The sequence below is a fragment of the Parapedobacter tibetensis genome (assembly GCF_024704835.1).
GTDB lineage: Bacteria > Bacteroidota > Bacteroidia > Sphingobacteriales > Sphingobacteriaceae > Parapedobacter > Parapedobacter tibetensis.
On record NZ_JAMXBE010000007.1, the window covers coordinates 133,043 to 148,477 of the forward strand.

General features: G+C 45.0%; 10 protein-coding genes. 4 read left to right on the plus strand and 6 right to left on the minus strand.

Features of this window, described 5'->3' with window-relative positions; translation table 11 throughout:
• Nucleotides 1-90 precede the first annotated feature (90 nt).
• Both NF543_RS13420 and ggpS read left to right on the plus strand, forming a co-directional pair.
• Nucleotides 91-1,479: a LutB/LldF family L-lactate oxidation iron-sulfur protein gene (locus NF543_RS13420; RefSeq protein WP_257668653.1), complete on the plus strand. Its 1,389-nt coding sequence runs from the start codon at nt 91-93 to the stop codon at nt 1,477-1,479.
• Between the two features lie 150 nt (nt 1,480-1,629).
• Nucleotides 1,630-3,876 (plus strand): glucosylglycerol-phosphate synthase, encoded by a 2,247-nt coding sequence (gene ggpS / locus NF543_RS13425; RefSeq protein ID WP_257668654.1) that lies wholly within the window; start codon nt 1,630-1,632, stop codon nt 3,874-3,876.
• Between the two features lie 12 nt (nt 3,877-3,888).
• On the opposite strand, the gene mgrA is transcribed toward ggpS, so the two are convergent.
• Together mgrA and tsaD are read right to left on the minus strand one after the other, a co-directional pair.
• Nucleotides 3,889-4,920 carry an L-glyceraldehyde 3-phosphate reductase gene (mgrA, locus tag NF543_RS13430; protein WP_257668655.1) on the minus strand — a complete coding sequence of 344 codons (1,032 nt, stop codon included), beginning with the start codon at nt 4,918-4,920 and terminating at the stop codon, nt 3,889-3,891.
• A 106-nt stretch (nt 4,921-5,026) separates the two neighbouring features.
• Nucleotides 5,027-6,028 (minus strand): tRNA (adenosine(37)-N6)-threonylcarbamoyltransferase complex transferase subunit TsaD, encoded by a 1,002-nt coding sequence (tsaD, locus tag NF543_RS13435; protein ID WP_257668656.1) that lies wholly within the window; start codon nt 6,026-6,028, stop codon nt 5,027-5,029.
• A gap of 49 nt (nt 6,029-6,077) precedes the next feature.
• Here tsaD and NF543_RS13440 point away from each other — a divergent pair, with 49 nt between their 5' ends.
• Nucleotides 6,078-10,457: a translocation/assembly module TamB domain-containing protein gene (locus NF543_RS13440; protein WP_505560200.1), complete on the plus strand. Its 4,380-nt coding sequence runs from the start codon at nt 6,078-6,080 to the stop codon at nt 10,455-10,457.
• A gap of 130 nt (nt 10,458-10,587) precedes the next feature.
• A complete protein-coding gene (locus NF543_RS13445) occupies nt 10,588-11,358 on the plus strand; it encodes a M90 family metallopeptidase (protein ID WP_257668658.1) in 771 nt (256 codons plus the stop codon).
• A gap of 144 nt (nt 11,359-11,502) precedes the next feature.
• Here the strand turns inward: NF543_RS13445 and NF543_RS13450 are convergent, their stop codons facing one another.
• From NF543_RS13450 to NF543_RS13465, 4 genes are all read right to left on the minus strand, one after another.
• Complete coding sequence (locus NF543_RS13450) at nt 11,503-12,609, minus strand: Fic family protein (RefSeq protein WP_257668659.1); 1,107 nt, start codon at nt 12,607-12,609, stop codon at nt 11,503-11,505.
• A 185-nt stretch (nt 12,610-12,794) separates the two neighbouring features.
• The gene (locus tag NF543_RS13455) at nt 12,795-13,091 is read right to left on the minus strand and encodes a virulence RhuM family protein (protein ID WP_257668660.1); all 297 of its coding nucleotides are present in this window, start codon (nt 13,089-13,091) and stop codon (nt 12,795-12,797) included.
• Nucleotides 13,092-13,159: 68 nt separating this feature from the next.
• Nucleotides 13,160-13,696 carry a virulence RhuM family protein gene (locus tag NF543_RS13460; RefSeq protein ID WP_257668661.1) on the minus strand — a complete coding sequence of 179 codons (537 nt, stop codon included), beginning with the start codon at nt 13,694-13,696 and terminating at the stop codon, nt 13,160-13,162.
• 157 nt (nt 13,697-13,853) lie between these two features.
• Nucleotides 13,854-15,194 (minus strand): RNA/DNA-binding domain-containing protein, encoded by a 1,341-nt coding sequence (locus NF543_RS13465; RefSeq protein WP_257668662.1) that lies wholly within the window; start codon nt 15,192-15,194, stop codon nt 13,854-13,856.
• Nucleotides 15,195-15,435 lie beyond the last annotated feature (241 nt).

Sequence of the window (15,435 nt, forward strand, 5' to 3'; positions counted from 1 at the left end):
TTCCCGTATACAGGTTGCGCATAAGCCTATAAGGTTTATCACAACAGTTTACGCTTTTTTGCGTTATTATACACAAACAATACGCCGCTTATGCCGTCTACATATGAGTTTACTTTTTTGAAAGATAGTGCCGCTAAGGCATTCGAGCCTCGGCATAGGCAGATTATCAACTATAATATAGACAAATATGATGTAGCCGTTCAAAGTGGCCTCTCCCGATTCCACCATATTGAAAACGCTAAGCGTAAGGCCCATATCATCAAGTGGCGGGTGATGGAAAATCTAGATAAACTGCTGCCCGAATTTGAGTCTAACTTCCTCAAGAAAGGGGGCAAAGTCATTTGGGCAAACGATGCGGAGGAGGCCCGACGGGAAATCTGGAAAATCATGGAGCGAGCCAACGCTAAAACCGTGGTCAAATCCAAGTCGATGACCACGGAAGAAATCGAATTGAATGCGTTTCTTGAAAACAAGGGTGTAGCAACCCTCGAGACCGACCTTGGCGAATACATCGTACAACTGCTCAACCAGAAGCCGTACCACATTGTTACGCCCGCCATGCATCTGAGCCTGCAAGATATAGCCGATCTTTTCCATAAGCATTTTGGCACCCCCTTGGATGCAACTGCCCAGGAGCTGACATTAAAGGCCCGAGCGCTCTTACGTCAACAATACACCACTGCGGATGTAGGGATTACCGGAGGCAATTTCCTCATCGCTGACACCGGGAGCATTGCCATTACTGAAAATGAGGGTAATGCCAGACTCACCACCACATTCCCAAAAATACATATTGCCATTGTAGGTATTGAAAAAATCGTTCCATCGCTTGCAGATCTCGATCTTTTTTGGCCCTTATTAGCTACGCATGGCACTGGGCAACACGTTACTGTGTACAACAGCATCCTTGGCGGACCAAGACATGTAGATGAAACAGACGGACCCGAGGAGATGTATGTGGTATTGCTTGACAATGGCCGTACTGAGTTACTGGCGCAGAAAGAGCAGCGTCAAGGGTTATATTGCATCCGTTGCGGTGCCTGCCTTAATGGATGTCCAATCTATAAAAATGTCGGTGGCCATACCTACAACACTACCTATAGTGGTCCAATCGGCTCGCTTATCACACCTCATCTTCGTGGCATGGAAGCGTTCAAACATCTCAGTTATGCCTCCAGCCTCTGCGGTAAGTGTTCGGAAGTCTGCCCAGTGAAGATAGACATCCACAAAATGCTCTTGCTCAATCGGCGCGACGCCGTAACGGGGGATATCGTCTCCAAAACCGAGAGGCTAGCATGGAAAAGCTTCACCTTTGCCATCACTAAACGCAAAGTCATCGATTTCTTCAAGGGAAAATTCAAAAATTTCCTCTTGCTGAAGTTTTTTAAGAAAGCTTGGGGTAAACACCGCAGCCTACCCAAAATTGCTCCTAAATCATTCAGCCAGCAATGGAAACAACGAAACGATACTTCGGCTTAATCGGTTTTTGAAACCGCTCAAGTTGAAGCTTCGCTTGTCTATTTGCCTAAAAATCCGTACATTTGTCTGCCTAACACGATCGTACAACCTTATTGTTTCACCATCATTGCATCTTCCAAATCAAATGTGATGACTCAAATACATTTTAAAATGATGTTATTAGCTACAGATTTAGACGGCACATTCTTAGGCGGCAAAAGTGTTGATAAGCTTAAGTTATACCGCCTAATCCGTCAAAATGAAAACATACAACTGGCATTTGTGACCGGGAGAGGACTGGAAAGTGTTCTACCGCTACTAAACGATCCCATCATTCCAAGTCCAGAATACATCATCTGCGATGTAGGTGCCACGGTATTGGATGGAAAAACCCTCGAACCTATGGAACCCATCCAATCATTGATAGAAGATAAATGGCCGGGCATTTTTACCATCAGGCAAGCATTCAACGACATCGAGGGTCTACAGTTCCAAGAAGTGCCGCAGCAGCGTCGGTGTTCATTCTACTATGACGACAACGTGGATATCGAAAAGGTAAAACAAATTGCCGAATCGCACGGTTGCAAAGTATTGCTTTCGGCTGGTAAATACCTCGATATCTTACCCAAAGGCACTAACAAGGGGAGTACGCTCTTACAATTGGTAGACCAGTTGGGTTTTTCGGAAGGCAAAGTGTTGGTTGCCGGCGATACGCTTAATGATCTTTCGTTATATGAAACTGGATACCAGGGTGTGGTAGTAGGAGAGTCCGAAGACGCGCTCTATGAGGCTACAAAGGATAATCCCTTGGTATACCATGCAAAGGCCCCTGGGGCAGGCGGCATCATCGAAGCCATTAGATACTACCCGATGTTCAAAAAGCACTATAAAGAAGTTATTACCAAAAAGAAGGAAAAACAATCGGGCGAAACCCAATTATTGATGGTTTACCACCGCCTTCCGTTTGACAAGGAGGTCGTTGGCGGCGAGGTAAGGCGTATCCCACCAAGGAGTCCAAACGGCATTATCCCCTCATTGTTGGGTTTTTTTGAAAAAGGGCGATCCGGAGTGTGGGTTGGCGAAGATGTAGTGGACAGAAAAAATACCCGACCCGTACAGAATGAATACATCGACGAAGACAAATACCCGAACCTTATTGCCTCCATCATTCCGCTCTCCAAGAAGGATATTGACCTTTTTTACAGGGTCTTTTCCAAAGAAGCTTTTTGGCCGACTATTTTTTCATTCATTGATAGGGCGAAGTTCAACCATGATCATTGGGCACATTATGTAAACATCAACAGGCTCTTTGCACAACGCGTGGCTGAGCAGGCCGACCATGGTGCATTGGTATGGATACATGAATACAATCTATGGATGGTGCCTGGTTTCCTTCGGCAATTGCGCCCGGATGTTAAAATCGGTTTCTTCCATCACACGGCATTTCCCCCTGCTGATATTTTCAACATTATTCCTTGGCGTAGGGAAATCATTGGTAGCCTTTTGCAATGCGATTTCATTAGTTTCCATATCCCTAGATATGTCGAAAATTTTGTAGACGTGCTACGCAGTCACGCCCCAGTGAAGGTAATAAAACGGATCAACGCGGCCAAACAGTTCCTTACCTACAGCTGTGCGCTCGGCATTGACCAAATGACCAAGGAAATCGAAGTGGGCAACCGGCTCATACGGCTTGGCGCACAACCGGTAGGCATCAATAACGACAACATCAAACGGATTTATGAACTCAAGAAAACAAAACAACGCATTGCCACCTGGCAAAAACGTACCGGCGACAAACAAATTATCCTTTCCATAGAGCGATTGGATTATGTCAAAGGACCTCTCGAAAAAATCCAGGCGTTCGGTGAGTTGCTGCAAGAACATCCTGAGTTACATGGCAAAATCGAACTCATCAACATATGCACCCCTCCTTCACAGGGCATGAGAATATATGACAAGGTACAGCAAGAACTGGATCGGGCCGTGGGTGAAATAAATGGCAAATATTCCAATTTGGAATGGACCCCCATCCGGTATTTTTTCCGAGCTGTACCATTCGAGGAAGTGATAGCCTACTATGCCATTGCAGATATTGCCTGGATAACTCCGTTGCGTGATGGGCTCAACCTCGTTGCCAAAGAATATGTGGGTGTACGCGGATTAAAGGATACCCCGGACGGTGTATTGGTCCTGTCTGAATTTGCTGGGGCATCTGTGGAATTGCCCTATGCGGTTCTCACCAATCCTTACGACTTGAAAAATATGAAAGAGAGCTTACTGCAGGCCATCCATATGGATGTCAGTGACCGCGTATTGCGAATGCGTAGGTTATATGAAATTGTAAGCCATTACGACATCGAACGATGGGGTAAAGAATTCATCCAGGAGCTAGAGCACGCCAGCAGTAATGCCTAGTGAACGTAAAAATTATTCCAACTCGGCCGACTTCGCCCAAATATTAATGGACGCCTCTTTGGCATAGTTGTCAATTTCGGCCAGTTCGGCGTCTGAAAAATCTAAGTTCGAGAGCGCGCGCACACAATCCGTGACCTGTTCGGGCCTACTGGCGCCAATCAGCGCGGAAGTGACTCGTCCGCGTCTCAAAACCCAGGCTATGGCCATTTGAGCGAGCGTCTGTCCACGTCTTTGTGCGATTTCATGGAGTGCACGGACATTCGCCATATTTTGGTCATTGAGGAATTCGGCACGGAATGAACCTCTCGTTTTAGCACGGCTTTCAGCCGGAATACCTTGAAGGTATTTGTCCGTAAGCATGCCTTGAGCAAGCGGGGAAAAAACGATGGATCCAACACCCATTTCATCCAATGTATCGAGGAGACCGTCTGTTTCAACCCAACGATTGAGTAAGGAATAACTGGGTTGATGGATGAGGCATGGTGTCCCTAATTCGGCCAATATAGTCATGGCCTCGCGCGTACGTTTGGTATTATAAGAGGAAATGCCAATATATAAAGCTCGACCGGAGCGAACGATGTGATCTAATGCCATCATGGTTTCTTCAAGGGGTGTCTCTGGGTCAAATCGATGAGCGTAAAAAATATCTACATAATCTAGTTCCATTCTCTTGAGGCTTTGGTCGCAACTGGCTATCAAGCATTTACGACTTCCCCATTCCCCATAGGGGCCGGGCCACATTTCATATCCAGCTTTTGAAGAAATGATCAATTCGTCCCGGTAGCCAGCAAAGTCTTCCTTTAGCATGCGGCCAAATGCGAGTTCAGCACTTCCAGATGGAGGGCCATAATTGTTGGCCAAATCGAAGTGCGTGATGCCCTGATCAAATGCCTGTCTACATATTGCCTGTTTGTTGCGATGCGATACATCATCGCCAAAATTGTTCCATAAACCGAGGGAAATGGCCGGGAGTTTTAATCCGCTCTTGCCACAGCGGTTGTACACCATATTTTCGTAACGGTTGGTATCGGGCTTCCAGTTCATTAGCTTACCTGTTGTCGTTAACTCCTATTGATTATGCCGCCAAATATAATGACTTTGATTGGTTTACCGCGATATCCATTCGCGATATCCATTTAAGAATACTGCTTCACATCGTCCACTTTGCCAATGGGGCCACATCCTGGCCCACAAAATCTCGGGCAAGGTACTTGTAATGACCAGCAATAGCGATCATGGCCGCATTATCTGTACAATATTCAAAACGTGGGATAAAAACTTGCCATCCTTGCTCCTCGCCCATTGTGAGCAATCCATTACGTAGACCTGAATTGGCAGACACCCCACCGGCAATAGCCACATCCCTCACACCCGTTTTCTTAGCTGCACGTTTAAGTTTATTGAGCAAAATGGATACAATCCGTGATTGCACGGATGCACATATATCACTTAGGTGCGATTGCAGGAACCCAGGCTGCTCGCGTTCCTTTTGTTGTACAAAATACAGGATGGAAGTCTTCAGGCCACTGAAGCTGAAGTTGAGCCCAGGAATTTGTGGTTCGGGGAATTGAAATGCCGATTCATTCCCTTGCTGTGCATATTTATCAATCAATGGGCCACCAGGGTAAGGTAAGCCAAGTATTTTTGCTGTCTTGTCGAAGGCTTCACCTGCGGCATCGTCAAGTGTCTGTCCCAGTAGCTCCATGTCGAAATAATCCTTAACCAGCACCAGTTGCGTATGCCCACCGGAAACTGTAAGACATAAGAACGGAAATACAGGTATCGGCTCCTCGATGAAATGTGCAAGAATATGCGCCTGCATATGATTGACCTCGATAAGCGGAATATTTCGAGCGAGCGTAAATGCTTTCGCGAAAGACGCCCCTACCAATAGCGCGCCCAAAAGTCCTGGCCCCCGCGTGAATGCCACCGCATCTATATCATTTTTATGTATTTTTGCCTCCCGAATAGCCTGCTGTACGGCAGGGATAATATTTTGCTGGTGAGCACGCGAAGCTAATTCGGGTACTACCCCACCAAATTTTTCATGAATAGTTTGGTTAGCTATAATATTTGAACGGATTTTTCCGTCTATACAAATGGCAGCGGATGTTTCGTCGCATGAAGATTCGATGCCGAGAATGATGGACATGGATAGTGTGTTGGACTTTTAAATTTTAGACAAAAATATCAAAAAAATAATAAAAATAACGCTCTGGACACTCGCCGGGCTCTTGCTACTATTGGTTGGACTCATTTATGCGCTCCAATATAAACCAGTGCAAACCTATTTCGCGAAAAAAGCGGCTACATTCCTTTCTAAAGAACTCCATACTACGGTATCGTTGAAAGGCATGTATTTCAAGCCTTTTTCTTCATTGGTACTTAATGGATTATATATAGCGGATTTAAAAGGTGATACGCTGCTATATGCCCAACAACTTTCTGCCTCAGTAAATTTGCGGAAATTACATGATGCCCAAGTGGTAGTGAGCCATTTGAAACTTACCGATAGCCGTTTTTTTCTGAAACGCCATGCTGATAGCACTAACCTGTCATTTATTCTCAACTATTTTCGGCCAGAACCTCCTGATAAGTCGCCATCTACAAAAGGCATCAAATTAGATATCAGGGCCATTGACCTTTCAAATATTTCATTCCAATATAAGGCGGATAAAAATGGTTCTAACGCAAAAGGTATCGATTTCAAGGATGTCCAAATAACGGAGCTTAGTGGCAGTTTTGCAGATATTGATTTTGACAACCACGTATTTAAATCCACGATCAAAAACCTAAGATTTAAAGAGAAAAGTGGTTTCCACCTGCGTGAAATGAATGCATTGACAGTAGTGGACACCAATAGTACGGAATTACAAAACTTGTACATAGAGACTAACCGGAGTCGCTTGCGGAACTTCCTCAGGTTTGAATACGACGATCTCTCCGCATTCGGTGATTTTATCGAAAATGTCAATATCGGATTGAACCTTGACCGTGCTCAAATCCACTCCAAAGATATTGAATATTTTGCCCCAGGCATAGCCAAAACGAATTTTGATGTGGCGATATCAGGCGAATTTACTGGGAAAATTCCCGCAATCACCGCAAGGCGTGTGGCTATTCGATTAGGCGGCAGTACCCGCTTACAGGGCAATTTCACCATCAAGGGTTTGCCAGATATCCATCATACGATATTTGATTTACAGCTCCGTCATTTGGTAACCAACAGTCACGAAATCGAATCGCTAGTTCCACAATTGGGGAATACGCCGGAATTGAAATTGCCAGACGTTTTTGATCGCATGGGAAACATTACGTATCAAGGCGGACTCACTGGTCATTACAATGATTTTATTGCCAACGGCACATTCGAAACCGCACTCGGTATGCTCAAAACTGACATCAACTTGCAGCTCAATGATGAAAATCGATATTCGGGGCACCTTTCTTCAGGTGATTTCGATTTGGGTGTTTTGCTCCAACAAGAGCTGGTCGGGCATGGTGGTTTTGATGTCACTGTTGAAGGCCAAGGGTTTGCCTTACATAACATCGACAGCAAAGTGATGGGAAATATTGAATATTTGGATTTTAAAGGCTATCGATATAACAATATTGATCTGGAGGGTAGATTTGCGGAGATGCTCTTCGCGGGCAACCTTGCTGTCAATGACCCCAACTTACAGTTGCTTTTCGATGGCGAAGTCAATCTCAATCCCCAATGGCCGGAATATACGTTTATCGCTGAAGTAGGCCATGCCCATTTGCGTAATATCCATGTATACGAAAGCGCTTTGGTCATCGTCCAGGAGGCCACCGTTACAAGCAATTTCAAGGGGAACACGCTCAATAATATCCAAGGGGAAGTCGCTTTACATGATGTTCGTTTCCAAGCTGACACCAATTCGTTTACTATTGATTCATTAGCATTGGTGGCTACCGGTAATGAAGAACACCGTACCTTGTGGCTTACCTCAGACTTAGTGGATGCCACGGTGAATGGGGAAATGGACCTGAATACCTTCGGTGCTTATTTTAAATCCGTCGCCATGCATTATGCGCCATCCATGGGGTTGGAATCAAACCCGTATGGAAAACAGGCATTTGACTTTAATTTGAAGCTGAAAGACTTTGCCCCTATTGCGGTTTTCTTGGCACCTAAGCTCGCATTGCCCGAAGGAGCTTTGATGAATGGTCATTTCTCCACTACTTCCAATTTGGCTAATTTCAATTTCCTAGCTCCAAAACTTACCTTCGGCAGCCTAAGCATAAATCGATTGATTGTAGATGAGACGGCCAACGGTGGCGCATTACGGCTGTTTATAACGGCAGATCGGATAAGCATAACAGATAGCCTGTACATCAATAATTTAAACTTGTCTAATGTGTTGGCCAATGACAGCTTGCAATTCAATCTCAAACTTTCCAATGTATCAGCAAACAATCAATTGGATCTTAATGGCCTGGTAAATTTCACAAAAGGGGAACCAGCCAAAATGAGCATACTTCCATCTTCCGTCGTGCTTAACCGTGAATCTTGGCAACTTGATGAGCGGGCGTCACTTTATTTTGACGAGGGTAAGATTCATATGCATGGTCTTGAATTATCGCGCCGTGATCAAACCGTTCAACTTGGAGGAATCATCTCATCCAATGATGAAGACAAGGCTTTCCTTACATTTAAAAATTTCAATCTCAGCACACTCAATTCCGTCACACAACCATCGGGCATCGGATTAAGGGGAATGCTCAATGGACGGATGGATGTATCATCCGTTTTAAAAACTCCTTATGCGATAGCCGATATTGAAGCTGAAGATGTACACCTCAACAATACTGAAATAGGCGATATGCTGCTACAGGCCGACTTTGACCGTCCTAGCAGATTGGTCAATGTAAAATTAGAGGTGGCACGTGGCGATGTGAAAACTATCATGGCCACAGGCACCTATAATGCTACCGCAGAAACCGACAAACTCAACATGGAAGCCAAGCTCAACCGAAGCGAATTGATTATCTTCCAACCTTTCCTTAGCAATCTTGTTTCTGATATAAGCGGAACACTATCTGCCAACCTCAACATAACGGGATCGGTATTGACTCCGCAAATCAATGGCATTTGTTTTTTGCATGATGCTGGGTTCACCGTCAATTACCTCAAAACGCCATATCGAATAGATGATGATATATCGTTGTCAAACAGCACGATCATTTTCGAGGATTTGGTTATCACGGATCCCAATAATAACAGGGCCCTTGCCAATGGTAAGGTGGATATGCGCAATCCGTCTATTCCTGATATTGATGCAGTCGTCGATGCCACGAATTTTCTGATACTTAATACCACCTTCAGGGATAATCCGCTCTATTACGGCACAGCCTATAGCACAGGGAAATTTAGTTTCAAGGGTCCTACAAATGCCATTAGTATCGATATCAAGGCACGTACAAACGAAAATACCAATTTTAACATCCCGCTTAATGCGGTGGGTACAGTGAACGATAATGATTTTATCCGGTTTGTGAGTCATGACACATTAGACGCTTTGCGTCCCCGATCACGGTTTTTAAAAGGGTTGAGCATGAATATGGATTTGCAGATAACCCCGGAGGCTGCAATGAACCTATATACCGACTTAGGCGAACTATCTGGACGGGGCGAAGGATTGATATCCTTACGTATATCCAGTCTTGGTGATTTTGAAATGTTTGGCGATTACACCATCAACACGGGCAAGTTTACATTCACTGCCCAGGATTTCATTAATAAGATTTTTGATATCAACGAGGGAGGAACCATACGATGGACCGGCCAACCGACCGAGGCCATTGTCAACCTCACGGCCGTATACGGGCAGCGTATCAGCATGGCCCCACTGTATAATGCCGCCGGGCGTGAGACCGTCGAGCAACGGTTATTGGCCCAAGCGGAAATGAATCTTAATGGCAACCTAATGCGGCCTGATATAACGTTTGGCCTAAACTTCCCCAACGACCCTTATGTAAAGGATGAACTGCAGAGTTACCTTAGCGATGCCAATAATGTGAACCAGCAAGCCCTTAGTCTCATCGTACGCCGCAGTTTTGCCCCAGGGTCTGCCTCCGATTTCAGTCGGGAACTGAACAATACACTATTGAGTGCTGGCACCGAACTAGCTTTTAACCAACTCAATAATCTCATTTCTCAGTCACTCAATCTTAATTTTGTAGATCTGAATATCCGCTCACTCAACGATGCTAGCGCATCAGTGCGCCTCTTCAATGACCGGCTGGTTTTTACTGGAGGGGTTACCGACAGACGAAACCTCAATGACCTGAGTATATTCAGCGACCGCATTGTCACTGATGCGGAATTGCTTTATCTCATCCGGAAAGATGGACGATTGGTCTTGCGGGGCTCCAACCGGCTAAACAGCCGTAACTCCTTACTTGTTCCCCTCAATGATAATTATGTGAGTGCTTTGGGATTGGTTTACCGGCAGGAATTTTATACGTTTAGTGAGTTTTTTAGACGGCTCGTTACCATCCGGAATAAAGCCGAAGAAGAAAAGGAGAGGGATGAAGAGGATGACGTCAAAAGATAATTTGTACTTCTTCCATCAGCTTTATGTCTGCTGGCCGTATTGACCATGGTAAAATTAATAAAAATGACAGGGCTCAGGGAAATCAAACTACCTTTATTTTGTTATCTTCGTTGTGTCAACACATGTATAAATGATCTATATCTCTACAGGAATAGTTGCGTTAATCATTATTGGTTATTTATTCAGCCGTAAACAGAAGGTGCCGGATTTAGGAGTAGGTACCAACGAATTGGACACGCTATTAATCCAGCATGTTGCCTTTTATAAAAAATTGTCCGATACGGACAAAAAGAGCTTTCTTTCTCGTGCCTCGGACTTTCTTTCCTACGTACGGATCGAAGGAGTGGGCCTGACGCCCGAGCCACTGGACAGGGCATTGGTGGCTGCCAGCGCCATCATACCAATTTTTGCCTTTGAAGGCTGGCGTTACCCAAACATCACCAATGTCATCTTATACCCCGATACCTTCAATCAGGAATTCCAATATGAAGGAGCTGACCGCAATACACTTGGCATGGTGGGTACCGGAGCCATGAACGGGCAAATGCTGTTATCGCAAAAAGGGCTGCGGGCCGGTTTTTCTGCAGATGATGGGCATAATACCGGCATCCATGAATTCGTGCACCTGCTTGACAAAACAGATGGGAACACGGACGGCAAACCTGAATATCTGTTAGATGAGCATCATCTAACTCCATGGGTGAGGCTCATGCATCGCGAAATGCAACGGATAGCTTCTGGAAAATCCGATATTGATGCATACGCAATGACCAATGAAGCTGAGTTCTTCGCCGTGATCTCTGAATATTTTTTTGAAAAACCAGCGAAGTTAAAGGAAAAACATCCTGAACTGTACGAGCTTTTGGAGGAGATGTTTAACGGAAATCGGAATGAGGAATAATGCAACATCGGCATTGTTATTCAAACGATTGTAGCCATGTTCTATCAGATAAAACACATTGGTGATTTATTTCCCGATGAAATATGTAATTTCTATTGATTTATAATCATTTACGAGAAATAGGTACAAATAAGAGCCAAACGGCTATGGCAGATTTAACTGATATCGCACAGAGCGACCAGCTCCTTCCTGAACCAGTACGCCCATTTCGTGCAAATGTTGCAAATCACGCGTGGCGGTCGCTTTTGAAACCTTGGTAATGCCCATGTACTTTTTGGCCGTCATCCCACCTTCGAAACCATCTGCTCCCTTGTCCAGCATTTTGTTGATCGCTTTCAATTGCCGCTGGTCAAGCTGGGTTTTATACCGGTCATAGAACCGCGCTTTCTTTAACGTAAACAGTACCATGGCTTTGGCATCGCGCTGCGCTTCCAGGATCACGTTTGCAAAATAAACCATCCATGCGGTAATGTCCAAAGCGCGTTGCGCTTCCTTCAATGCATCGTAATAGGCCTTTTTATTCGCCTCGATGGTTTTGGAAAGGCTCAACATGATGGGGCGACCAAGCGACTGCGATAAAGCTTTCTCCGCTATCGCCCGGCCGATGCGACCGTTTCCGTCTTCAAATGGATGGATGGATTCGAAATACAGATGAGCGATTGCCGACTTCAATATCGCTTCGGGCACCTGACCCTTTAGCGGATAGGTCGCCGAATTGTACCAGCGAACAAAACCGTCCATTTCCTCCGGTACGCATGCCGATGGCGGCGCTTCGTAATGGACGGTTTCCCGTCCATAGGCACCGGAAACCACCTGCATGGGGGCATCGCCCTGCCGCCATTCTCCCGGATTGACCCGACTTGTATTGGCAAAGAGTAAGCGGTGCCAAGCTTTGAGCATATCCAATGTCAGCGGCTCCTGAAAGCCTTTCCTTACTTCCACCATCAATTGGGCCACGCCCGATGCCCGCTGGTCCTTGATGTAAATCGGGACATCGTTCAACCCCAGGTTATTCCGGATCGAAGACATCACGTCCTCGCGGCTTACATATTCCCCTTCTATTTCCGAGGTTTTCACAGCTTCGGACAGCATAAGCTGGAGCAATGTCTCCTGTTTGAGGTCGTCCGGCAACCCTTGGATAAGGCCATTCACCTCCCCTGTTTCCTGCGCAAACGCAAGAATCAACGGCTGCACTTCCGATACGCCGTAAGTAAAGTCAGGCCAGCCTTGAAGTTGCCAGTTATACACCATGAGCCGATTACACTTCTTAATTGGCTCAAATATAAGCACAAAATGAGCCGATTACAAATTTTATTCGGCTCATTGCTGCTATTTCCCATGATGGATAGAGAACCTTTAGTTAAGCCTCATCGAAATACCGGAAGAAATACTCAGACAGCATATCATGGAACCCCATCCCATATCACTCGTATCGGTCAACACCTTACGTAATCGCTTCTCGAATTAATGACGTCTAGATTATAGTATTCGATCCTTCGCTTGACCTTTCTACTGCCTTCGAGTTGAACTGTCAAGGAATCCTTGACAGTTACTTCCCTACTCAACTCTCCCTCCTTAAAACAGTTATTGATGTGTAGGCTGATATTCTGCTTGGTTTGATTGAACAGAGCGGCCATCTGCTGTTGTGTAAGCCACACGGTATCCTGCTCAAACGTTACTTCTATCTGCGTTTGGCCATCACTGGCTTGGTATATTTCGATTTGGTTGTTCATAACCAAAGATACAATCATTTTACCAACTTTTTTAGCAAAAACTTAAATTTCTATATAGCCAAACTCATTTATAATGATGCCTTTTCCCGGTTATAACTCTGATTGCTTAGTCCCTTATGCTCAAACAATGCTGCTCTACGGATATATTCCCCAAGATTAGCCAACATTTCTTTTACCCGGTCATGGACATACGCTTCCAACAATTCCAAAGCTCGGTTAGTAGCTTGGTTAGCCGCCGACTGCTTTTCTATGGCAGGATGCGCCTGAAGTGTTGCCCAAATACGGAACTGCGTGCCCTGTGGTGATTTTACCCGGTAGCCTACGGAAATGATGACATCAAGATTATAGCCATTAACCTCAACTTCCTGTGTTTTTCCGGCAATAGCACCGTGTTGAATGGTTGTCCGGAATTTCCGGACAACCACATTTTCGTCTAATTCACCTTCCTTGAAGATATTACCAATATGCTCCGAAATGGTTCGTTTGTCCTTTCCAAAAAGTTGCCCCATTTGAGCCTGCGTAAGCCAAACAGTTTCTTCTTCCAAGCGGACATCTATTTTGATGTTGCCGTCAGGATTTTGGTATATAATGATTTCGCCGTTCATTTTGTGTGAAATTTATCATTCTGCCATTTTGCAGGGTTATTGATAATGTACTCCGTAATATGTTGATACGCCTGTTCGTTTCGGATAATGTGTTCGTAATAATTGCTCGCTGGCTTGGTATATTTCGAATTGGTTCTTCATTTCCTATTCGCTACGATCATTGATTTGTCATTCGTTTCCCCAACGCTGTCAATACATAACGCTGCTTGCTACTGGTAGGTTTATCAGGTATGGTCAAAGCAATCAGGCCCTCATCTATAGCGGGCTGCAAGTATGATTTTCGAAAATGTTCCCGATCTAACAAACCCAGTTTTGCCTGCAATTCGGTTCTGTTATGCACCCCTCGAAAAACATCAAGGAGTTCTTTGACTTGCGGGGTGACTTGCGGGGTGACTTGCGGGGTGACTTGTGGGGTGACTTGTTCCGATGCAGGAAACGTCATTCTCGTAAAGTTATCCATAAACCGAAAACATTCCTTCCCATAGCTTTCCAGAATTCTTGGCACACCCGAACCAAGCTGCTCTACCAATTCCAAATCCCGATAAACTCGCATCAGTTCCCGATTTCTTGGAATGGAAACCCCATCAAAAAATTCTTCTTCACTCAACCCTTCCGGCAAAATGCCTGCCGATGTGATTTCTATCCGGTCGGCAAAAATCTCAAATTTAGGTGGAACCTCACGGGTAAAGTCATTATGCACGATGGAATTTATAACGGCCTCGCGGATGGCTACCGGATTCCAGAGCCTCCGGTCTATTCGTTCCTTGGAAGTAATTTGGGTTGCCGTCCGATTTTCCAATTCGATTTTATCCAATACGCTTTTCGTCGCCTTGATCAGCGAGCAATAGCCATATTCATTATTTTCAATAAGGTCTACCCGATTCGTACCGCTGTACTTTGCCACCTTGATGGAAACACCGTTTTCATCGGCCAACAAGTACGCCGCGTAATTAAGCGCGCCATCTTCGGTGAGCAACTCCAAGGTTTTTTTGAATTGCTTACTGAGCGGCTTTTGTTTCTCTTCATAATAAATACGAAGCTGCTCAAAATTTAAATCCTGCCAATGCGATTTTATCTTACCGATGGAATTACGGGTGCGCGTGGCAAACAACCTGTCAATCATCCCCTGTGGCATTGGCTCTGCTGCCGTACCCACGCGGATAAAACAACCCCTATTAGTCATCCCGTATTTCTTTTTGAAATAGGGCTTTTCGCTGCCGCTGGCTACGATGAGTTTGATAATATCCTTGCCCTCGCGCTCTTCAACTACCACGTCAAACAAGCCCATGGCCGATGGGGAAATATTGTTTTTGATACGGTCTTTGATTTTGAGTGTATCTCCGTCCGCATCCGTAACGCCAATTATTTTGCCTGCCTTGTCGATACCGATATAGATCGTACCGCCTTCGTGGTAATTCAAAAAGGCTATGACCTCCTTTTCAATATCCACGTCGGTATTGAGTTCTCGTTTGTACTCTATGCGGTTGGTTTCGGGCATTGATTAACCTACTAATTTCAATTTATCAATATAAGGGCGAAAAGCAACTTCAAACCTCGGCAATCTACTTGTCAAAAAGCATTCAAGCCGCTCTTACATTTCTTGATCTTGTTTCCAAGACCGGCAATTCGATCCCTCTACAATCATCTTGACCATTTCGTCAAAGATCTTGCGCTGTTATTTGGTCAGAAAAAGATATGTCCACCGCTTCAAAATAGCTTCATATGGTAAAAAAACCAAA

Bases quoted from the DNA above. Each gene is read 5' to 3' on its own strand.
- NF543_RS13420 (WP_257668653.1), top strand. From the start codon at position 91: ATGCCGTCTACATATGAGTTTACTTTTTTGAAAGATAGTGCCGCTAAG.
- NF543_RS13450 (WP_257668659.1), bottom strand. From the start codon at position 12,609: ATGGTGTATAACTGGCAACTTCAAGGCTGGCCTGACTTTACTTACGGC.
- NF543_RS13460 (WP_257668661.1), bottom strand. From the start codon at position 13,696: ATGAACGGCGAAATCATTATATACCAAAATCCTGACGGCAACATCAAA.
- ggpS (WP_257668654.1), top strand. From the start codon at position 1,630: ATGATGTTATTAGCTACAGATTTAGACGGCACATTCTTAGGCGGCAAA.
- NF543_RS13445 (WP_257668658.1), top strand. From the start codon at position 10,588: ATGATCTATATCTCTACAGGAATAGTTGCGTTAATCATTATTGGTTAT.
- mgrA (WP_257668655.1), bottom strand. From the start codon at position 4,920: ATGAACTGGAAGCCCGATACCAACCGTTACGAAAATATGGTGTACAAC.
- tsaD (WP_257668656.1), bottom strand. From the start codon at position 6,028: ATGTCCATCATTCTCGGCATCGAATCTTCATGCGACGAAACATCCGCT.
- NF543_RS13465 (WP_257668662.1), bottom strand. From the start codon at position 15,194: ATGCCCGAAACCAACCGCATAGAGTACAAACGAGAACTCAATACCGAC.
- NF543_RS13455 (WP_257668660.1), bottom strand. From the start codon at position 13,091: ATGAACAACCAAATCGAAATATACCAAGCCAGTGATGGCCAAACGCAG.